The organism is Nocardia sp. NPDC004573 (assembly GCF_053602135.1).
In genome coordinates this window covers 52,173-72,824 of sequence record NZ_JBSGDA010000023.1, presented here as the reverse complement: position 1 = coordinate 72,824, position 20,652 = coordinate 52,173, and the positions used below count along the sequence as shown (strand labels likewise).

The 20,652-nt window shown below is 69.2% G+C and carries 17 protein-coding genes and 1 pseudogene; 13 read left to right on the top strand and 5 right to left on the bottom strand.

Annotated features, from left to right (window positions below; all coding sequences use genetic code 11):
• The first annotated feature begins 143 nt into the window (after positions 1-143).
• On the top strand, positions 144-1,499 hold the full coding sequence (locus ACWEKR_RS28100) for a M20/M25/M40 family metallo-hydrolase (RefSeq protein WP_452356998.1): 1,356 nt from the start codon (positions 144-146) through the stop codon (positions 1,497-1,499).
• Between the two features lie 2 nt (positions 1,500-1,501).
• Here the strand turns inward: ACWEKR_RS28100 and ACWEKR_RS28095 are convergent, their stop codons facing one another.
• On the bottom strand, positions 1,502-2,146 hold the full coding sequence (locus tag ACWEKR_RS28095) for an MBL fold metallo-hydrolase (protein WP_452356997.1): 645 nt from the start codon (positions 2,144-2,146) through the stop codon (positions 1,502-1,504).
• Between the two features lie 131 nt (positions 2,147-2,277).
• On the opposite strand from ACWEKR_RS28095, the gene purS reads away from it, so the two are divergent.
• Both purS and purQ read left to right on the top strand, forming a co-directional pair.
• Positions 2,278-2,514, top strand: coding sequence for a phosphoribosylformylglycinamidine synthase subunit PurS (purS, locus tag ACWEKR_RS28090; RefSeq protein WP_063023328.1), 237 nt, complete (start codon positions 2,278-2,280; stop codon positions 2,512-2,514).
• A complete protein-coding gene (gene purQ, locus ACWEKR_RS28085) occupies positions 2,511-3,188 on the top strand; it encodes a phosphoribosylformylglycinamidine synthase subunit PurQ (protein ID WP_281877191.1) in 678 nt (225 codons plus the stop codon). Before purS ends, purQ begins: the two co-directional genes overlap by 4 nt.
• A gap of 313 nt (positions 3,189-3,501) precedes the next feature.
• On the opposite strand, the gene ACWEKR_RS28080 is transcribed toward purQ, so the two are convergent.
• Positions 3,502-4,578 carry a substrate-binding domain-containing protein gene (locus tag ACWEKR_RS28080; protein ID WP_452356996.1) on the bottom strand — a complete coding sequence of 359 codons (1,077 nt, stop codon included), beginning with the start codon at positions 4,576-4,578 and terminating at the stop codon, positions 3,502-3,504.
• A 49-nt stretch (positions 4,579-4,627) separates the two neighbouring features.
• Here ACWEKR_RS28080 and ACWEKR_RS28075 point away from each other — a divergent pair, with 49 nt between their 5' ends.
• The 3 genes from ACWEKR_RS28075 to ACWEKR_RS28065 are packed head-to-tail and all read left to right on the top strand — an operon-like array spanning position 4,628 to position 6,585.
• Positions 4,628-5,059: a MarR family winged helix-turn-helix transcriptional regulator gene (locus ACWEKR_RS28075; RefSeq protein WP_452356995.1), complete on the top strand. Its 432-nt coding sequence runs from the start codon at positions 4,628-4,630 to the stop codon at positions 5,057-5,059.
• 27 nt (positions 5,060-5,086) lie between these two features.
• On the top strand, positions 5,087-5,239 hold the full coding sequence (locus ACWEKR_RS28070) for a hypothetical protein (RefSeq protein WP_452356994.1): 153 nt from the start codon (positions 5,087-5,089) through the stop codon (positions 5,237-5,239).
• A gap of 47 nt (positions 5,240-5,286) precedes the next feature.
• Positions 5,287-6,585, top strand: a complete 1,299-nt coding sequence (locus ACWEKR_RS28065; RefSeq protein WP_452356993.1) for a M18 family aminopeptidase — start codon at positions 5,287-5,289, stop codon at positions 6,583-6,585.
• Here the strand turns inward: ACWEKR_RS28065 and ACWEKR_RS28060 are convergent.
• Entirely contained in the window at positions 6,534-7,847 is a 1,314-nt protein-coding gene (locus ACWEKR_RS28060; protein WP_452356992.1) for a glycosyltransferase 87 family protein, read from the bottom strand. The genes ACWEKR_RS28065 and ACWEKR_RS28060 overlap by 52 nt on opposite strands.
• Before the next feature lie 128 nt (positions 7,848-7,975).
• Between ACWEKR_RS28060 and purL the strand changes: the two genes are divergently transcribed.
• Positions 7,976-10,270, top strand: coding sequence for a phosphoribosylformylglycinamidine synthase subunit PurL (gene purL / locus ACWEKR_RS28055; RefSeq protein ID WP_452356991.1), 2,295 nt, complete (start codon positions 7,976-7,978; stop codon positions 10,268-10,270).
• Positions 10,271-10,332: 62 nt separating this feature from the next.
• On the opposite strand, the pseudogene ACWEKR_RS28050 reads toward purL, so the two are convergent.
• Positions 10,333-10,500, bottom strand: a pseudogene (locus ACWEKR_RS28050) (YiaA/YiaB family inner membrane protein); the annotation flags it as partial.
• A 199-nt stretch (positions 10,501-10,699) separates the two neighbouring features.
• Here ACWEKR_RS28050 and ACWEKR_RS28045 point away from each other — a divergent pair.
• From ACWEKR_RS28045 to ACWEKR_RS28030, 4 genes are all read left to right on the top strand, one after another.
• On the top strand, positions 10,700-12,433 hold the full coding sequence (locus ACWEKR_RS28045; RefSeq protein ID WP_452356990.1) for an alpha/beta hydrolase: 1,734 nt from the start codon (positions 10,700-10,702) through the stop codon (positions 12,431-12,433).
• A 32-nt stretch (positions 12,434-12,465) separates the two neighbouring features.
• Positions 12,466-13,098: a CPBP family intramembrane glutamic endopeptidase gene (locus ACWEKR_RS28040; protein ID WP_452356989.1), complete on the top strand. Its 633-nt coding sequence runs from the start codon at positions 12,466-12,468 to the stop codon at positions 13,096-13,098.
• 442 nt (positions 13,099-13,540) lie between these two features.
• On the top strand, positions 13,541-14,995 hold the full coding sequence (locus ACWEKR_RS28035; protein ID WP_452356988.1) for a serine hydrolase domain-containing protein: 1,455 nt from the start codon (positions 13,541-13,543) through the stop codon (positions 14,993-14,995).
• 97 nt (positions 14,996-15,092) lie between these two features.
• Positions 15,093-15,488, top strand: coding sequence for a sterol carrier family protein (locus ACWEKR_RS28030; protein ID WP_452356987.1), 396 nt, complete (start codon positions 15,093-15,095; stop codon positions 15,486-15,488).
• A gap of 41 nt (positions 15,489-15,529) precedes the next feature.
• On the opposite strand, the gene ACWEKR_RS28025 is transcribed toward ACWEKR_RS28030, so the two are convergent.
• Positions 15,530-16,798, bottom strand: coding sequence for a YhgE/Pip domain-containing protein (locus tag ACWEKR_RS28025; protein WP_452357040.1), 1,269 nt, complete (start codon positions 16,796-16,798; stop codon positions 15,530-15,532).
• Between the two features lie 216 nt (positions 16,799-17,014).
• Between ACWEKR_RS28025 and purF the strand changes: the two genes are divergently transcribed.
• Positions 17,015-18,607 (top strand): amidophosphoribosyltransferase, encoded by a 1,593-nt coding sequence (gene purF, locus ACWEKR_RS28020; protein WP_452356986.1) that lies wholly within the window; start codon positions 17,015-17,017, stop codon positions 18,605-18,607.
• 463 nt (positions 18,608-19,070) lie between these two features.
• The gene (locus ACWEKR_RS28015; protein ID WP_452357039.1) at positions 19,071-20,606 is read left to right on the top strand and encodes an ABC transporter substrate-binding protein; all 1,536 of its coding nucleotides are present in this window, start codon (positions 19,071-19,073) and stop codon (positions 20,604-20,606) included.
• The last annotated feature ends 46 nt before the right edge of the window (positions 20,607-20,652 follow it).

Below are 20,652 nucleotides of genomic sequence, written 5' to 3'. Positions count from 1 at the left end.
CCTCGATCCTCAGCTTGGCACACCCTTTCCACCACTGGACGCACTTCGCGCCCACGGTGCGTCCCGCCCGGACCGCGCAGCCGGCGCGAACACCCGGCCGGTGGTGTGAACTTCGCCCCCGCAGCGGGGGATAGGGTGTGGGAATGGTGGAGGACGTGCGGGTGACGGAATTGCGCGCTGCGGTGGCCGGGCTGATGGGGCAGGCGAAAACCGATTTGGCACAGCTTGTTTCGTTCCGGTCGGTGGCCGATGCGCGGCAGTATCCGATCGAGGAGTGCGACCGGGCCGCGCAGTGGGTCGCCGACGCGTTCGCGGCCGCCGGACTGACCGCGGTCGGCCTGCACGAAACGCCCGACGGCACCAAGGCGGTCGTCGCGTCCCGGCCCGCGCCCGACGGGGCCCCCACGGTGTTGCTCTACTGTCACTACGACGTTCAGCCGCCGCTGGACGAGGCGGCGTGGCGCACCCCGCCGTGGGAGCTGACCGAGCGGGACGGGCGCTGGTACGGCCGCGGCAGCGCCGACTGCAAGGGCAACATCGTCATGCATCTGACCGCGCTGCGCGCGCTCGGTCCGGATCTGCCGCTGGGCGTCACCGTGGTGGCGGAAGGATCCGAGGAACAGAGCACCGGGGGACTGGAGCAGTTCGTCGAAGCCGAGCCGGAGTTGCTGCGCGCGGACGCGATCGTGGTCGGTGACTGCGGCAACTTCGCCGCCGGTGTGCCCACCTTGACGCAGACGCTGCGCGGTGGCGTGAACGTGGTGATCACCGTCGAAACCCTCGCCGGCCCGCTGCATTCCGGCATGTTCGGCGGACCGGCCCCCGACGCGCTGGCCGCGCTGATCCGGCTGCTGGCCTCGCTGCGCGACGAGCGGGGCAACACGACCATCGACGGGCTGCCCAACGATCAGGTCTGGCCGGGCGTCCAGTACCCGAGCGAGCAGTTCCACACCGACGCGCGCGTCCTCGGCGGCGTCGAACTCGTCGGTGACGGCACCGTCGCCGACCTGCTCTGGGCGCGACCGGCGCTGACGGTGCTCGGCATCGATGCGCCTCCGGTGGTCGGCTCCGCCGCCGCCATCCCGGCGACCGTGCGCGCCCGGCTGAATCTGCGCATCCCGCCCGGCACCGACCCGGAGCAGGCCTACCGGGCGCTCGTCGCGCACCTCGAGGCGCACACGCCGTGGCGCGCCAGGCTGTCCGTCGAGCTGGAAGGCACCGGAGCGCCGTTCCGGTCCCCGACCGGCGGACCCGCGCGCGCCGCGATGGAGGCGGCGCTGGCGGCGTCCTACGGTCGGCCGGCGACCACCCAGGGGCAGGGCGGCTCGATCCCGCTGTGCAACGTCTTCGCCACCACCTACCCGGACGCGGAGATCATGCTGCTGGGGGTCGAGGAGCCGAAATCCCTGATCCACGCGCCAAACGAGAGCGTCGATCCGAAGGAGATCGAGCACATGGCGCTGGCCGAGGCGATATTCCTCGCCACCTACGCCGGGTAGCGCTACAGCTCGATGTCGTTCTCCGGTGTGAGGACCCGGAATTCCGTTCCGGCCGGGGCCATCTCGGACAGCCTGCCGAAATAGATGCCCTGCGCCTCTTCCCGGATGATGCCGTAGTGGATGGGCAGCGCGACACGCGGAGCGACCGCGCGCAGGTAGTCGACGGCTTCACTGACCCGCATCCACGGCGCGGCGGCCGGAGCGGCCAGGACGCCGACCGGGACCGGCGGCACCCACAGCGAGTCGCCGGGGTGGACGAGCTGCGCCGGGTCGGCGGCGGTGCCCAGCTGGAAGACGGTGTTGTCGATCACCGGGATCTCCGGATGGATGACGGCGTGCCTGCCTCCACCACCGGTGATGCGGAGCTCACCGAGAGTGAGCACATTGCCCGCGTGCACCGCCTCCCACCGCCCGCCGCGCTGCTCGGCGGTTTGCGGGTCCGAGAGCAATCGCGCGCCGGGATTGGCCTCGACCAGCGCATCGATCCGGTTCGGGTCGATGTGGTCGGGATGCTGGTGGGTGACCGCGATCGCGTCCAGACCGGTGAGGCCCTCGAAACCGTGCGAGAACGTGCCCGGGTCGAACAGGATCTTCGTGCCGTGCAGCTCGACGAGGAGGCAGGAGTGACCGAAGTGGGCTATGCGCATGCCGCCATGCTAGCCACGGCCGATGTGTTCTCCGCGACATCGCCGCCGGCTCGGCCTACCCCGCGGATGACGCACCCGACCAGCACAACTACGCTGCTGAGGTAACCCCCCAACCACATGAGGAGCAACGCGTGGCACGAGTCGTGGTCGAGGTGATGCCGAAGGCCGAGATCCTGGATCCGCAGGGGCAGGCCATCGTCGGCGCACTCCCGCGCCTGGGATTCGAGGGCGTCTCGGACGTGCGGCAGGGCAAGCGATTCGAACTCGACGTCGACGACAGCGTCGACGACGCGGCGCTCGAGCAGATCGCCGAATCGCTGTTGTGCAACACGGTGATCGAGGAATGGAAGGTGGTTCGCCTCTCATGACCGCTCGCATCGGCGTCATCACGTTTCCCGGCACGCTCGACGACGTCGACGCGGCCAGGGCGGTGCGCCTGGCCGGTGCCGAGGCGGTCAGCCTGTGGCACGCCGACGCCGACCTGAAGAGCGTCGACGCGGTGATCGTGCCCGGCGGCTTCTCCTACGGCGACTACCTGCGGGCAGGCGCCATCGCCCGGTTCGCCCCCGTCATGGGCGAGGTGGTGCGCGCGGCGGGCGCCGGGCTGCCGGTGCTCGGCATCTGCAACGGCTTCCAGGTGCTGTGCGAGGCCGGGTTGCTGCCCGGCGCGCTGACCCGCAACGAGGGCCTGCACTTCATCTGCCGCGACGAATGGCTCACCGTGGAATCGGTGTCGACGGCGTGGACCTCCCGCTTCGAGCAGGGTGCGCAGATCCTGGTCCCGCTGAAGTCCGGCGAGGGGCGCTATCAGGCGTCGGAGGCCGTGCTGGATCAGTTGGAAGGCGAGGGCCGGGTGGTCTTCCGCTACGCGAGCGACAACCCGAACGGCTCGCAGCGCGGCATCGCGGGCATCGCCTCGGCCAACGGTCGTGTCGTCGGCTTGATGCCGCACCCCGAACACGCCACCGAGCCGCTCACCGGCCCCAGCGACGACGGGCTCGGCCTGTTCCTCTCGGTTCTGGACACGCTGGTCGCCGTGTAGTCTGGCCGCGACTTCGTCGCGGCGTGTTCGCGGCCCCTTTGTGGCTCGCGTTTGCGCGACCACCGCTTGCTCCTTCGTCGCCTACGCGGCGGCCGCGCAAATGCGAGCCGGGCCGCGAACGGGCAATGCTCGGTCTCGCTTCGCTCGAAATCAGGGTTGAGGTGCGCGGGGCGCGTGTTATGGCCGAGGCAGAAACACCTGTGGGCCGCAGTTGTCGGCGCTCTCTTCTTCGGTGCGAACGGGCGGTCGGTTGAAGAAGCTGCGCTACAAGACTTCCGGACCGATTGTCGGACAGGATGTCCGCGTCTGTCCGTCAGCTGATGCGGTCGATGATCTCGAAGTCGACTCCCTGTACGCGGGCGATGTACCCACGCTGGATTGCCTGGTTGCCCCGGAAAGCTTTTACGCCGGAGGAAGTTTCGAGGAACAGGCCGTGGTCGAGCGCTTCCAGGATCTCGGGCACTGCGATTGATCCGACCGTCCGCGCGAGCGCGGCGAAGGTATGGATGGCTTCGTACGTGGCGTTGCTGAAGCTGGTCAGCGCGGGGGCGAACGCGCCGTGGCGCCGGTGGTAGCGAGTGATCCGGTCGCGCCCGTCGGATGTGCGGTCGTCCAGGAAGAAGCTGGACGCCACGAAGAAGCCGTGGTTGGCCTCCGGGCCCGCGGCCAGCAGGACGTTCTCGTCGGCCGCCGGGCTGACCCGCGGCTGGGTCGCGGCGCGGCCGGTGGCCGCGTACTGCCGGTTGAAGCGGGCGACGTCGGCGCCGACCATCAGGATGACCACCCCGTGGGCCAGGTCGAGTGCCGGATGTGTGAGGAAGCCGGAGAAATCCGGGCACCCCAGCGGGACGTACTGTTCCAGCACGATCGCGGCCGGATCGGACAGACTCGCGCGAATCGCGGCGGCGGACCGGCGTGGCCAGATGTAGTCGTTGCCGATGATGGCCCAGCGCCGCACGCCGTACTCGCGTTCGAGCCAGTGCGCGGCGGGCACGGTCTGCCCGGCCGGGTGCTCGCCGAGCATCAGCACGCCGGGTAGCTCGTCGGTCAGGCCCTCGTGGCTGGTGGCGTACAGGTACGGCACCCGGCCCGCACCCGCCCGTGCCACGGCCCGCCGGACCGCGGAGGTGTGCCATCCGGTGATCGCGTGCACCATGCCGGTGGACAGCAGTGCGGAGACCTCGGCGGCGACCTCCGACGGCGCCCGCCCGCCGTCGATATTCGTGGTACGAATTTCCCGCCCCAGAATTCCCGCTCCCCGGTTGATTTCGTCGACCGCGAGCGATATCGCCGCATCGCAGGACGGTGCGACGATACCGCCCGGTCCCTGCCGCGGAACTATGTTGAGAACCTCGATTGTGCCGTCGGGGCTCTCGCTCAACGCGGACATTGGGTACTCTTCTTCTCGTTCGAGCGAAATTGACGGCAGGCGGGGAATAATGACGTCCATTGTAAGCGGAAATTCGACGCTGCATGGCGCGCTGCGTGCCGCGGAGCGCGGTTGGGTGCGCCACTTGGACGCGGCGCTGTGCGCCAGGCAGCTCTCGCCGGATCAGTGGTCGATGCTGTCGAATCTGTGCGGTGACACGGGGATCACGATGACCGAGCTGGCGGCCAGATCGCAGCTGGCGCCCTCCTCGGCCACCAGGCACGCCGACTATCTCGCCGAGCGCGGCCTGATCTTCCGGCTCGCCGCGCAGGACGATCGCCGCCGCATCCTGATCGGCCTCAGCAGGCTCGGCGCCGACTTGGTCGCCGAGGTGCGCGCGGAGGAGGCGCGCGCCGAACAGGAGTTGCGCGGGCGAATCGGTGCGCGTCGATATACCGAACTCATGCGATTGCTCGATCTGGTTTCCATCGCCTCCGAGTAATACGCCGAAGTACCGGACATTCATCCGATGAATGCCGCGAACGTCCGATTCGTGATCTGCCGCCGGACCATTCCGACCCTTATGCTTCCGGGCGAAACACGCGGTGCCGAGGGTGATCGGGTCGGCCGTGATTTCGGCATCGGCCATATCGTTTCCACCGGTATTCGCCACGCCTGGTGATCGACCGGGGCGCGCCGGTCACGGATGCCCTGCCTAGGATCGCAGGCATGCCCGTCTCCACCACCGCCGCCACGGCCGCCGGGTTGTGCGCGTTCATCGATGCGTCTCCGTCGCCGTTCCACGTCTGTCGCACGGTCGCCGCGGAATTGGCGGAGCGGGGGTTCACCCGGCTCGCCGAGTCGCAGCCCTGGCCCACGGACGGCTCGGGCAGGCATTACGTGGTTCGCGGTGGGTCGCTGGTCGCCTGGGCGGCCGGGGACGGCGCGGGCGCGACCCCGTTCCGCGTGGTCGGGGCGCACACCGACAGTCCGAATCTACGCGTCAAGCAGCATCCCGACCTGACCTCGGCGGGCTGGCAGCTGGTCGGGCTGGAGCCGTACGGCGGCGCGTGGCTGAACTCGTGGCTGGACCGCGAGCTCGGCGTCTCCGGGCGGCTCAGCGTGCGCGACGGGAACACGGTGCGGGAGCACCTGGTTCGCATCGATGAGCCGATCCTGCGGGTGCCGCAACTGGCCATCCACCTCTCCGAGGACCGTAAGGGCGTCACGCTGGACCCGCAGCGGCACGTGAACGCGGTGTGGGGCGCGGGATACGAGGCGGCCGCGTTCATCGATTTCGTGGCCGATCGGGCGGACGTCGATTCCGGCGACGTGCTCGGCTGGGAGCTGATGACCCACGACCTGACGCCGAGCAGGCTGATCGGCCGGGACCAGGATCTGGTCAGCGCGCCGCGCCTGGACAACCAGGGCACCTGCTTCGCGGGACTGCGCGCGTTCCTCGCCGCGATCGACGACCCCGGCGCGGCGATCCCGGTGCTGGCCATGTTCGACCACGAGGAGGTCGGCAGTCAGTCCGACCGCGGCGCACAGTCCGACCTGCTGCCCGCGGTGCTGGAACGCATCGTGCTCGCGCGCGGCGGCGGCCGCGCCGATTACCTTGCCGCGCTGGCCGGTTCGGTGTGCGCGTCGGGTGACATGGCGCACGCGACGCACCCGAACTATCCGGAGCGGCACGAGCCCGCGCACCGGATAGAGGTCAACGGCGGGCCGGTGCTGAAGGTCAACCAGAACCTGCGCTACGCCACCGACGCCACCGGTGCGGGCGCGTTCGCGCTGGCCTGTGCCCAGGCCGGGGTCCCGTTGCAGCGCTATGTGCATCGGGCCGACCTGCCGTGTGGCTCCACGATCGGGCCGATGACCGCGGCGCGCACCGGCATGCCGACCGTCGACGTGGGCGCGCCGCAGCTGGCGATGCATTCGGCGCGCGAGCTGATGGGCGCGTTCGACGTCCCGGCCTATGCCGCGGCGCTGGCCGCCTTCCTCACGCCCGAGACCACCGGGCGGTAGGTGAACACCGCGACGACGAACACGGCGAAAGTCGCCAGCACATACGAGCTTCCGATGATCTGCTGCCACCAGGCCCACTCCAGCTCGCGGTCGCGCGAGTGCGGCAGCAGCCAGTGCGGGCCGATGAGGAACACCACGGCGGCCGCCGTGACCAGGCCGATCGCTCGCGGACCGCGCCTGCCGCGCACCATGAGATCGGCGGTGAACACCAGTGCGGGCGCGATCCACACCCAGTGATGCGACCAGGAAACCGGCGATACCAGCAGCACCGCCGCGGCGTTCACCAGCAGCGCCGCCACGGTCGCGCCGGTCTCGATCAATCTGCGCATCCACACCGCGGCGAGCGCGACAGCCAGTACCGACAGCGTGATCCACACCAGCGTGGCCGCCGTGTCGTCGATGCCGAGACGGAACGCCATGCCTTTGATGGACTGATTGCCCGCGAAGTACGGCGGCCCGATGCGGCCGGTGTCGGCGAGGGTGTGGAACCAGTAGTCCACGGAATCGCCGGGGAACAAGAGGAATCCGAGACCGACCGCCGCGATCGCCGATATCACCAGCGTGCCCGCGGCCTTCCAGTCCTTGCGCAGCACGAAGTACAGCAGGTAACCGGCCGGGATCAGCTTCACCGACACGGCGATGCCGATCAGCATGCCGCGCGGCCAGAACGGCTTGCGCACCAGGCAGTCCAGTGTGATCGCGGCCATCAGCACCAGGTTGATCTGACCGAAGCCGAAGGTCTGGCGGATCGGTTCGAAGAACTGCGCCACCGCTACCGCGCCGATGACCAGGGTGAGGACAGCCGGCCGGGACAACTCCGGACGCAGGCGCGTCAGCACCAGCCACAGCGAGATACTCAGGCTCACCACGGAGGTGACCACCACCAGCACCTCGGCCGCAACCAGCGGCATCAGGGCCAGCGGCGCGAAGAACAACGCGGCCAAGGGTGGATAGGTGAACGGCAGCCCGATCCCCTCCACCGGCGGCATCGGGCCGTACAGGTCGCCGCCGTCCAACCAGACCCGGGCTCCGTTGCGGTAGACCTGCAGGTCGATGTAGCCGTGCCACCAGTGCGCCAGCAGTGACACCAGCGCCGACACCGCGAACAACGCGACTGCGGCGATCAGCCAGCGCACTTGCGGTGACCGGAGGTTCGGCGCCGCGTCGCCGGGCGCGGTTCCCGGTCCCCCGCTCCGGGCAGGCGCGTCGTCCGGGGTGACCGATCTCTCAGCCGGATTCACAACCCCCGATCCATCGTTCACGGGCTCAGAGTAGCCGGTGCGGATGGCCTGTACCCACTGCCTCTAGACTTACACCCAGGCATCTCGCCGCCGCCCAGTGACAACGCTCGTCGCTTCAGCATGCCCGGCCGAAAGGACCCTGGTACTCCGTGACTCCGCAGGTCGACACCGTCAGCGCAGCCGCAGCAAACCCCGACGTGGCGCAACCCTACAAAGAACTCGGCCTCAAAGACGACGAGTACGCCCGCATCAAGGAGATCCTCGGTCGCAGGCCGACCGACGCCGAACTGGCGATGTACTCCGTGATGTGGAGCGAACACTGCTCCTACAAGTCCTCGAAGGTGCACCTGCGCTACTTCGGCCAGACCACCACCGACGAGATGCGCGCGTCCATGCTCGCGGGCATCGGTGAAAACGCGGGCGTCGTCGACGTGGGCGACGGCTGGGCGGTCACCTTCAAGGTGGAGAGCCACAACCATCCCTCCTATGTCGAGCCGTACCAGGGCGCGGCCACCGGCGTCGGCGGCATCGTGCGCGACATCATGGCGATGGGCGCGCGCCCGATCGCGGTGATGGACCAGCTGCGCTTCGGCGCGGCCGACGCGGCCGACACCCGCCGCGTGGTGGACGGCGTGGTGCGCGGCGTCGGCGGCTACGGCAACTCGCTCGGCCTGCCGAATGTCGGCGGCGAGACCGTGTTCGACGCCTCCTACCAGGGCAACCCGCTGGTGAACGCGCTGTGCGCGGGCGTGATGCGGGTCGAGGACCTGCATCTGGCCTTCGCTTCCGGCACCGGTAACAAGATCGTGTTGTTCGGCGCGCGCACCGGCCTGGACGGCATCGGCGGTGTTTCGGTGCTTGCCTCGGACACCTTCTCCGGTGACGAGTCCGGTTCCGGCCGCAAGAAGCTGCCCGCGGTGCAGGTCGGCGACCCGTTCACCGAGAAGGTGCTCATCGAGTGCTGTCTCGAGTTGTACGCGGCGAAACTGGTGGTGGGTATCCAGGACCTCGGCGGCGCCGGATTGTCCTGCGCCACTTCCGAGCTCGCGGCGGCCGGAGACGGCGGCATGCACATCGAGCTGGACAAGGTGCCGCTGCGCGCGACCGGCATGACGCCCGCCGAAGTGCTCTCCAGTGAATCGCAGGAGCGCATGTGCGCGGTCGTCACGCCCGAGAACGTGGACGCGTTCATGGCCGTGTGCCGCAAGTGGGACGTGCTGGCCACGGTGATCGGCGAGGTCACCGACGGTGACCGGCTGGTGGTGACCTGGCACGGCGAGACCGTGGTCGACGTGCCCCCGCGCACCGTCGCGCACGAGGGACCGGTCTACGAGCGTCCGGTCGCGCGCCCCGACGAGCAGGACGCGCTGATCGCCGACTCCCCGGACCGGCTGCCTCGGCCGCGGAACGCCGACGAACTGCGCGCCACGCTGCTGCAGATGATCTCCAGCCCGCAGCTGTGCAGCCGCAAGTGGATCACCGAGCAGTACGACCGCTACGTGCGCGGCAACACCGTGCTGGCCGACCAAGCCGACGCGGGCGTCATCCGGATCGACGAGCAGACCGGCCGCGGCATCGCGCTGGCCACCGACGCGTCCGGCCGTTACACCAAGCTGGACCCCTACGCCGGTGCGCAGCTGGCGCTGGCCGAGGCCTACCGCAACGTGGCCACCACCGGCGCGACGCCGAAGGCGGTCACCAACTGCCTGAACTTCGGTTCGCCGGAGGATCCCGGGGTGATGTGGCAGTTCCAGCAGGCGGTACGCGGACTGGCGGACGGCTGCGTGGCGCTGGGCATCCCGGTCACCGGCGGCAATGTCAGCTTCTACAACCAGACCGGTCAGACCGCGATCCTGCCGACCCCGGTGGTCGGCGTACTGGGCGTGATCGACGACGTGCACCGCCGCATTCCGACGGGGGTCGGCCTGGAACCGGGCGAGACGCTGATCCTGCTCGGCGAGACTCGCGACGAGTTCGGCGGGTCCATCTGGTCCCAGGTGGCGCACGACCATCTCGGCGGCGTCCCGCCGAAGGTCGACTTCGCCCGCGAGCAGTTGCTCGCCGAGGTGCTCACCGCCGGTTCGCGCGACGGCATGATCAGCGCCGCGCACGACCTCTCGGAGGGCGGTCTCGCCCAGGCCGTCGTGGAAGCCGCACTCGCCGGGGAGACCGGCTGCCGCATCCTGCTGCCCGAGGGCGCGGACCCGTTCGTCACCCTGTTCTCCGAGTCGGCGGGCCGCGTGCTGGTCGCCGTTCCTCGCTCGGAGGAGACCAGGTTCACCCGCATGTGCACCGCCCGCGAACTGCCGTGGGTGCGCATCGGCGTGGTCGACCAGGGTTCGGATTCGGTCGACGTGCAGGGCCAGTTCTCGATCACCATGGACGAATTGCGGGCCGCGCACGAAGGCACGCTGCCGAAACTGTTCGGCGCGGGCGCCGTCTGACGAAACCGCCCACCTGGGCGGGCCTGGACCCCTCGTTGCCGGGCCCGCCCAGGTGCGCGGGTTCAGGCGACGGAATGGAACGGATCGTGCTCGGAGAGCAGCTTCTCCATCCGCGCCTGATCGATGCGACCGTGGATGGTCGCCGCCTCGTGCTGGTCGCGGATCACCTTCGCGAGCGTGAAGGTGCTCGTGACCAGGAAGAGCATGGACATCGCGAGAAACCCGCGCTGCGGCGCTCGCCTTCTGCCGCGCGGTCGTTGTGCTCATGGACAGAAAGTTTGCGGACGGCGCGGCGTAGGCACCCGTGTACAACTACTCGAGCGGCATGGGTAGTTGCCTGGACCGCGGCCGGTGTGATCTGCGTCCGGTGCGACCGCGTCGCGGCGGGCGACGCGCCGGACGGTCGGTGGCGACCGCCATACTGATCGAATGCTGGAGACCGCCGGGACCATGCGGAAGCTGCGCACGCGCGCGGTCGCGATGACCCGGCGCGCCGAGGACGTCATCGATCTGAACTACGTCGGCTTGGTGGTGGCTACGGTGTTCTTCGCGTTGTCGGTGACACCGTCGCTGCTGCCGCGCGACTGGTTGTTCCAGGGATTGATCAGCGGGATCAACGCCGCTATCGGGTACGGCGCGGGGTGTTTGCTGGAATGGCTGTTCCGCCTCTGGGTGCGGCCGCGGTTGAAGATTTCGCCGCCGCCGACGTGGGCGCGTTACGCGGTCAAATCCGCGGTGCTGCTCACCGCCGCGCTGAGCGCCGCGCTGATGCTGGTGCAGTCGGCGCGGTGGCAGCGCGAGATCACGGCGTTGATGGGCATGGAAGGCACCACCACGCCCGCCTACCTGCGCACCGGTCTGCTCAGCCTGGCCGTCGGCGCCGCGGCGGTGGCGGTCTACCGCACACTGCGAGAGTTCATCCTGTTCCTGGCTCGCGTGCTCAACCGGTGGGTGCGAGTGCCGCGGGAACTCGCGCCGGCCGCCGGATTCCTGGTGCTGGTGGTGCTGGCGGTGACGATCTTCAACGGTGTCGCCACCCAGGCGTTCTTCGCGGTGGCCAACTCGGCCTTCAGCGTGCGCAACGACCACACCTCGGTGAACGCGGTGCAGCCGCAGCAACCGGAGCGCTCCGGCAGCCCGGCCTCGCTGGCGAAATGGGAGACCTTGGGATTCGAGGGGCGCTGGTTCGTCTCACACGGCCCCACGGCGAGCCGCATCACCTCGGTAACCGGTCGTCCGGCCAAGGAGCCCATTCGCGCCTACGTCGGTCTGGAATCGGTCGAAGGCGGTCAGCAACCGGCCGAGCTGGCGGTGGCGGAGCTGGAGCGGACCGGAGCGTTCGATCGGAAGGCGCTCGTGGTGGTCACCACCACCGGCACCGGATGGGTGAACTCGCTGGCGGCGGGGGCGATCGAGTACATGTACGACGGCGACACGGCGATCGTCGCCACGCAGTACTCCTACCTGCCGAGCGTGCTGTCGTTCCTGGCCGACCGCAACAAGGCCGCCGCGGCGGGCCGGGACGTGTTCGACGCGGTGTATCAGCACTGGACCGCGCGGCCGCCGGAGGTGCGGCCCAAACTGCTGGTGTACGGGGAGAGCTTGGGCTCGCAGGGATCCGAGGCCGCGTTCGACGGCCTCGCCGACCTGCGGGCCAAGGTCGACGGCGCGCTGTGGGTCGGCCCGCCGAACTCCAACCGGCTGTGGCAGCAGTTCGTCGCCCGCCGTGATCCGGGGTCCAGGGAAGTCGAGCCGCTGTACGCCGACGGGCTGGTGGTGCGGTTCGCCACCGACAGCGCCGACCTGGCGCGGCCTTCGTCGGAGTGGCGGGCTCCGCGCATCGCGTATCTGCAGCACGCGTCCGACCCGATCGTCTGGTGGTCGCCGGATCTGATCTTCTCACGACCGGATTGGCTGTCGGAGCCGCGCGGCTCGGACGTCTCCTCGCAGATGCGCTGGTGGCCGTTCGTCACGTTCTGGCAGGTGGCCGCGGATCTCACCAACGCGCAAGGCGTTACCGACGGGCACGGACACCGGTACGGCAGCCTGGTGCTGGACGGCTGGGCGGCCATCGCCGCGCCGCCGGATTGGACCGCCGAGCGCGCCGAACGGATCCGGGCCGTGGTCGAGGCCGCGGAGGACTACGAGCGAGAGACCAAGTGAGATCTGGCACGGCCGCGAGATCGATTGTGGCGGTGGCTGCTCCGCTCGCCTGGAGCAATGCGGTCCTGCCTCGCCTCGGTCTCGGCATCCGTGGGCGCACGGCTGCCAATGCCGGTTTCGCCACCATCTACGCGATCGCAGTGCGTGCCGACCCGGGCCGGTGGTCGGTGCGCGGCGTTCGCTCCGGGCTGCTCGCCGCCTCGGCGGTGACAGCCGGTTACGCATCGGCCCTCGCCGTCCCGTCGCTGCGATGGCAATCGGCCGAACTCGCCGACCGCGGACCCGACGTGGCGACCGCGGAATGGGTGGCGGTGCACATTCCCCTCGGGACCGTCTACAGCGAGGAACTCGTATTCCGCGGCACGCTGGATCCCCTGCTCGACAACGTCTTCGGTCCGCGAGCAGGCGCGTTGCTCGGCGCGGCGGTCTTCGGGCTGTGGCACATCGCACCCGCGCGGGCCGTAGGTGACAGCGTGCCCGCTACCGTGGCCGTGACGGCGGCGGGCGGTCTCGTGTTCGGTTGGCTGCGCCGCCGCACGGCGGGCGTCGTCGCTCCGGCGCTGCTGCACCTGGCCATGAACGCGGGTGGCGCGATCGCTCCGCGCCTGGCCCGCCGCCTCGAGATCCAGGATCACCGATCCCGGCCGGCGCCTGCGAGCTTGTGAACAGCCACGGAGCTCCATTGTTCGGCGTTCCTTGCGAGCGGTGCGCGGTTTCCGACCCGCCGGACTGAGATTCGCGCCCGTCGATCGTCACGTCGCCGACCGAGATGCCGGTGAGCGGGCCTTCTCCTCGGCGAAACCGACTCGTACGGCTCCGAAGCGCCGTCGCCTTCCTCAGTTCGCCGCAGCCCCCTCTCGGCTGCGGAGCCGCCGTCGTCGAACGAGTGCGGTGATTCGGCGGCCGTGACGATGGTCCGAGTCCGCCGCCGCCCCGGGGCCTGCGGATGCCACGGCGTACCGAACACCTCGCAGACATGGTTCGTAAGTGACTCGGCCCGTCCGCTGTCCGCCGCCGCACCCGAGGGTTGCGCACAGTGTTCCAGTATGGGTACGGTGTTCGCATAGCGCGAACGGTGTGCGCACGAATAAAGATCGGAGTGAAGCTATGGCGAACGCGATGGACTGGGACGAGACGGGCGCGTGGCAGGTGCGTGGAGACTGGGGCAGCGCGGATTCGTCCGGACGCCGGTTCTCCGTCGCGCGCTGGCAGGCGCGGTTGGACCAATTGCGTGCCCAGTACAACGTTCCGGGGGCGGCGCTGGCCGTGCTGGTGGACGGACAGGTCTACGAGATCGCCAGCGGCGTCCTGCACCGGGGAACGGGCGTGCGGGTGACCACCGACTCGGTGTTCCTCTGCGGCTCGATCGCCAAGGTGTACACCGCGACGCTGATCATGCAGCTCGCCGACGCGGGCAAGCTCGATCTCGATGCTCCGGTGATCGACGTCCTGCCGGAGTTCGCCAGTCCCGATGAGCTGGCGACGACGACGATCACGATCAGGCAGCTGCTCAGCCACACCGGCGGTGTCACAAACGATTTCAACCACGACACCGGGCGGGGCGACGACTGTCTCGCCGCATATGTCGCGGCGGCACGCGCAGTGGCGTTGGACTGCGCGCCCGGCACAGCGATGTCCTATGGCAGCCTCGGCTATATCGTCCTCGGCCGTGTCGTCGAAGTACTCACCGGCAAGACGTGGGATCAGGCCGTGCAGGACATGCTCGCCGCCCCGCTGGGGCTCGGCCATCTGGTGACGCTGCCCGAGCAAGCGCTGCGGTTCCGCGTCGCGATGAGCCATCTGGGTACGGCGGGCGTCGATCCGGATCCCGCGCCGGAGTGGGATGCGATGCCGCGCAGCGCCGCGCCTGCGGCTCGGGTGATCACCTCCGCGGGCGACATGGTCCGCTTCGCTCGAATGCATCTCGAGGGCGGGCGCGCCGCCGACGGCGCGACGGTGTTGTCCCGTGCTTCGGTCGCCGCGATGCAGCGGCGCGAGGTCGACGTACCGGACAAGTGGACGGTCAGCGCCGACGGCTGGGGTCTCGGGTGGACGCTCTATGACTGGGACGGCGTCAAAGGATTCGGCCACGACGGCGCGGCCGTAGGTCAGTACGCGTACTTGCGGGCGGTGCCCGAAGCGGGGGTCGCGGTGGCGCTGCTCACCAATGGCGGCGGCGCCCGCCCGCTCTACGCGACCCTGTTCGGGGAACTGCTCGCCGAACTGGCGGACGTGCGGATGCCGGACCCGTTCGGCCCGGCCGACCCGCCGGTGGCAGTGGACATCGCCCCGTTCGTTGGCACCTACCGGCGCGCGGGCGTGGTGGTCACCGTCACGAAGCGGGACGACGGGGCCGGGCACATTCGCTATGAGTTCGTCGACGGCATGGCGGGCCTGTCACCGGCGCTGGACATGGAATTGACTCCCGTCGGGCCCACCGTGTTCGCCGCCTCCGGCGCGGGCCCGTCGTTCAGCGAGGCATACATGCCTGTCGTCTTCGCCACCCTCGCCGACGGCACCGAGTGCTGCTATGTGGGCATGCGCGCCACCCCGAAGGCGTGACACCACGCCATCTCGTCCAGTCGACCGGTCGTGCTCCCGCTTCGAGCGGGTGCCCAGCGCCGGGCGACTGCCAAGCGTGCGAAGTAGGGTCGGGAACGTGGCAGGACGAGGGACGGTCGATCCAGCGCGGATGCGGGCGGCGGTGGCGGTGGTGAGCGAGTGGTTGCGCGACGAGTCGGTCGGCGCCCCCACCCGTGCGGAACTGGCGACGGCGGTGCGGACGACCGCACGGATACTGGCGGCTTCCGCGCCAGGACACTCGGTGGAGGTGCGGGTGCCGCCATTCGTCGCGGTGCAGTGCCTCGAGGGCCCGCGCCACACCAGGGGGACCCCGCCGAACGTCGTCGAGACCGACCCGCGCACCTGGCTGCTGCTGGCCACCGGCCTCGTCACGTTCGACGAAGCCCGAACCGCCGGGGCGGTCAGCGCCTCGGGCGCGCGCGCACCCGAAATCGCCCATTGGCTGCCGATCGTCCGGGCGACGACCAGCTGAGGGCCGGCCGTACGAGTCCGTCATCGCGGCGCCTAATCGGCTCAGCCCTGGAGGATGTTGCGGCGCTCCAGCCCCTTGCGGTCGTAGAAGCGGGTGACCGCCGCGCCGAAGACCAGTCCGATCACCAGTCCGAGGACCGCCATCCACACGCCGCGGGTGAGTCCCGCCGCGAAATTCGCGTCGAAGTACAGAATCGAGCGCACCCCGAGGAACACCTGATGCATGGGCTCGAAGGACGCGAGCCAGCCGAAGTACCGCGGCGTGGCCTCGATCGGCACGGTGCCGCCGGAGGACGGCAAGCCGAGGATGACGAACAGGATCAGGTTCACCAGCAGTCCCGCCGAACCGATCGCCGCCAGCATGGACAGCCCGGTCACGCCGACGGCGGTCATGGCGAGCGCGCTGTAGAGGTACAGGGCGAGCGGATTGCCGATCGGCATGTCCAGCAACTTCCCGACGATCAGGAACACCGCCGCGACGATGTTCGCCGCCAGCGCGAACACGCCCCACTTGATCAGCAGCGTCTTGAACCGCGAGATCGGTGTCGGCGGGTAGTGCACGTACCACGGCCCGTATTCGGTGGGGACGAAGCCGAGCTGCGCGTCGATCATGGTGTGGATCACCATCGCGCCGACCACCCCGGCCAGCAGCAGCAACAAGGAGTAGAAGAACGCGGTCAGCCCTTGGCCGCTGCCGTGCGGCAGCGGGTGGTACTGCTGGGTGACCACTTCGATCGGCGACGCAAGCGCCACCTTGGCCGCGCCGGTCAGCTGCGGCGCGGGCGGACCGCCCGGCCGCGGGGCGAGCTGCGCGGTGACCTGGTCGAGCAGCTGCTTGCCGACCTGCTCGTTCACTTCGGTCAGCGCCTCGTTCCCGATCCGCAGCACGATCTGGGTACCGAACGCGCCGGTGCGCGGGTTCGTCTGCACGGTGATGATCGGTCGCGGGATGTCACCCGGTATGACACTGCCCACACCCAGATTGCCGAGCCGCTTGCTGAAATCGCTCGGGATGACGATCGCGCCGTAGACCTGCCCGGACTGCATCTGCCGCTCGGCCTCGTTGATGCTGATCACGCGCAGGTCGACCTTGTCCGAGGGCACCCCCTCGGCCAGCGCGCGGGTGATCTGGTCGCCGAAATTCACCTTCTGCGCGCTGTCTGCGCTGCCGATGGTGTCGCCCACGTCCTGATTGACGAGGGCGATCGGGAAGTCGTGCAGGTTCTTCTCCGGATCGACGACATAGTCGAGGTACATGATGCCCAGCAGTGCGGTGAGCAGGCTCAGCACGGCGAGGGGAAAGAGCACCATCCGAGGCCATGGCCTGCGCGCGGGAGTCGCACCCGACTCCGTCGTGCCCGCGTCGTCCGTAGTCGTCACGGTGCGCACCGTAACAGCTGTGCGGCCCGCGTCGACCCAGCTTCGGGCACGCCGGATTGCTGCTCGGATGCGGCGGCGGTGCGAGCGCACGGCTGTCCACCCGTAGAATGAAATCTGCCCCCAGCCCGCCCGAACAGGGAGCAAACGGTGACCAACGCCGAACTGCCGGTCCAGAGCATTTCCGCCACCTCATGTCCCACCCCGGACGTCGATGAGAACGAACCGCGCGAGGAGTGCGGAGTCTTCGGAGTCTGGGCGCCGAGTGAAGAAGTGGCGAAACTCACGTACTACGGGCTCTATGCTCTGCAACACCGTGGGCAGGAGGCGGCGGGCATCGCGGTGTCGGACGGCTCGCAGATCCTCGTCTTCAAAGATCTGGGCCTGGTCAGCCAGGTGTTCGACGAGCAGACCCTGGCGGCCATGCCGGGCCACATCGCCGTCGGGCACTGCCGTTACTCCACCACGGGTGGAGTGACCTGGGAGAACGCCCAGCCCATCTTCCGCACCACGGCGGTCGGCTCCGGGGTTGCCCTCGGCCACAACGGCAATCTGGTCAACACCGCCGAATTGGCCGGTCGCGCACGCGAACTCGGACTGCTCGGCGCCTCCGTCCGGGGCGGCCGCCCGCAGCCCGCCGCGGCGACCTCCGACTCCGACGTGGTCACCGCGCTGCTCGCGCATGCCTCCGCCGACTCCAGCATCGAGCAGGCCGCGATGGAACTGCTGCCCACCTTGAAGGGCGCGTTCTGCCTGACGTTCATGGACGAGCACACCCTCTACGCCGCGCGCGACCCGCACGGCGTGCGCCCGCTGTGCCTGGGCAGGCTCGAGCGTGGCTGGGTCGTTGCCAGTGAGACCGCCGCGCTGGACATCGTCGGCGCCGCATTCGTCCGCGAGATCGAACCCGGCGAATTGCTGGCGATCGACGCCGACGGCGTGCGCTCGATGCGCTTCGCCAACCCCGAGCCCAAGGGCTGCGTCTTCGAGTACGTCTACCTGGCCCGGCCGGACAGCACCATCGCGGGCCGGTCGGTGCACGCTACCCGCGTGGAGATCGGCCGGCGCCTGGCGAAGGAGCACCCGGTCGACGCCGACCTGGTGATCCCGGTCCCCGAATCAGGCACCCCGGCCGCCGTCGGATACGCCCAGGGGTCGGGCGTGCCCTACGGCCAGGGTCTGATGAAGAACGCCTACGTGGGTCGCACATTCATCCAGCCCAGCCAGACCATCCGGCAGTTGGGTATCCGACTCAAGCTCAATCCGCTGCGCGAGGTCATCCGGGGCAAGCGCCTGATCGTCGTGGACGACTCGATCGTGCGCGGCAACACCCAGCGCGCGCTGATCCGGATGCTGCGCGAGGCGGGCGCGGTCGAGATCCACGTGCGGATCGCCTCGCCGCCGGTGAAATGGCCGTGCTTCTACGGCATCGACTTCGCCTCCCGCGCGGAGTTGATCGCCAACGGCGCGGGAACCGAGGGCGACGTCGCGGACATGGTCGAAGGCGTGCGCCGCTCGATCGGCGCCGACACCCTCGGCTACATCTCGCTCGACGGCATGGTCGCCGCGACCGAACAGCCGCGCTCACGGCTGTGCGCAGCGTGCTTCGACGGCAACTACCCGATCCCGCTGCCCACCGAGGCCGCCATCGGCAAGAACGTGCTCGAGGGCATGCTCACCGGCCAGTCCGAGGCCGTGCTGCTGGGCGAGAACGCGAACGCGAGCGCGCTCAGCCGTCCATGAGCGGCCGCTGATCGCCTTCTGATCATCCGATCCGGTGGCCCGTCCGCTCCGGGCGAGCGCCGGATCACTCTGCACCGCGGCGCGGGAGGGTTTCGTCGCGGGCGTTCGTGGGTGCCGTGATGGACTGTCACGCAGCGTGGTCTGGCGTGCTCGAGACATGACGCCAGCGCTCCGCGGCAATTCTGGACGTACGACCGGTATTTCTCGGCGGTCGTAGGCGCTGCGCATAATGCCTGCTGACGGGCTCGCGAATTTTCTTCGAAAACGTAACGTGCCGAAAATGCTTCGTAGGTACGGTGCCGATCAGATCGGAAGTTCACCCGTGTCCGCACCGGGCCTGCGATCCCAGCGGAACGCGGTGCGGCGCTCGAGAAGTGGGGCCGTGATGAGGAATTCGAGGTTGGGGCGACGGAGCGGAACGCGAACCATCGCGGCCGTCGGGTTGCTGGCGTTGGCGGCGTCGGTGCTCGCGGGCTGCGGTTCCGGGCGAACCGGTGAGGACGACGGCGGCGGCGGCTTGGTGGCGGGCACCACCGACAAGATCTTCTCGCTCGATCCGGCGGCCGCCTACGACAACGGCTCGCTGGTCGCCGAGACGCAGATCTATCAGTACCTGCTCAACTTCGCGCCCGGCGACGCGACGCCGCAGCCGGATGCCGCGCAGAAGTGCGAGTTCACCGCGCCGACGGTGTACACCTGCACGGTGAAGGACGGCCTGAAGTTCGCCAACGGCAACCCGCTGACCGCGACCAGCGTGAAGTTCTCCTTCGACCGGATGCTGCGGATCAACGACCCCAACGGCCCCGCATCGCTGCTGGGCAACCTGGAGAAGACCGACGTCGTAGACGCGCGCACCGTCGCGTTCACGTTGAAGGTGGCGAACGATCAGACCTTTCCCGCGATCCTGCCCACTCAGGCGGGGCCGATCGTCGACGAGAAGGTGTACGCGCCGGACCGGGTGCTGCCGGACGAGGACGTGGTGAAGGGCAAGGGCTACTCCGGCCCGTACACCATCGCCGGTTACGACAAGAACAAGCTCGTCGAGTATCGGGCGTTCGCCGACTACAACGGCATCCTCGGCAAACCGAAGACCGAGACGGTGTCCACGAAGTACTACGCGACCACCGACAACATGAAACTCGACCTGCAGAATGGTTCGCTCGACGTCGGATACCGGTCGTTCACGCCTACCGACATCGAGTCGCTGCGCGGCGACGGCAAGGTCACCGTGCACGAGGGCCCCGGCGGAGAACTGCGCTACATCGTGTTCAACCTGAACACCATGCCGGGCGGCACGCCCGCGCAGAAACTGGCCGTGCGCAAGGCCGTCGCGTCCACCGTCGACCGGGCCGCGCTGGCCGACGGCGTCTACAAGAAGACGTATCTGCCCGCGTATTCGTCCGTGCCGCAGGGCCTGCCGGGCGCGGCGGAGCCGTTCAAGGACATCTACGGCGCCCAGCCGAACAAGGACCAGGCGGCGAAGATCCTGGCCGACGCCGGGGTGCCGACGCCGGTCGCGCTGAATCTCCAGTACAACCCGGATCACTACGGTTCCAGCAGCTCCGAGGAGTACGCCGCGATCAAGGCGCAGCTGGAGGCCACCGGCTTGTTCCGGGTCGATCTGCAATCCACCGAGTGGGTGACCTACCAGCGCGAACGCGCCCGCGACGGGTATCCGCTCTACCAGTTCGGCTGGTTCCCGGACTTCCCGGACCCGGACAACTACCTGTCCCCGTTCTTCGGCCCGAACAACTTCCTGCAGTCGCATTTCGAGGACCCGGGCATCTCCGCGCAGCTGATCGCCCAGGCGACCCAGCCCGACAAGGACAAGCGGCTCGCGCAGATCCAGCAGGTCCAGCGCGATCTCGCGCAGAACTTCCTGCCGATCGTTCCGTTGCTGTCCGGCAAGCAGATCGCGGTCTCGGTCGCCGGAGTGCACGGTGTGGAACAGACCCTCGACGCGTCGTTCAAATTCCGTTACACGGTGCTGAGCAAGTGAGTTCCGGCGACACAGCCGGGCCCGGGACGACGATATCGGCGAACAG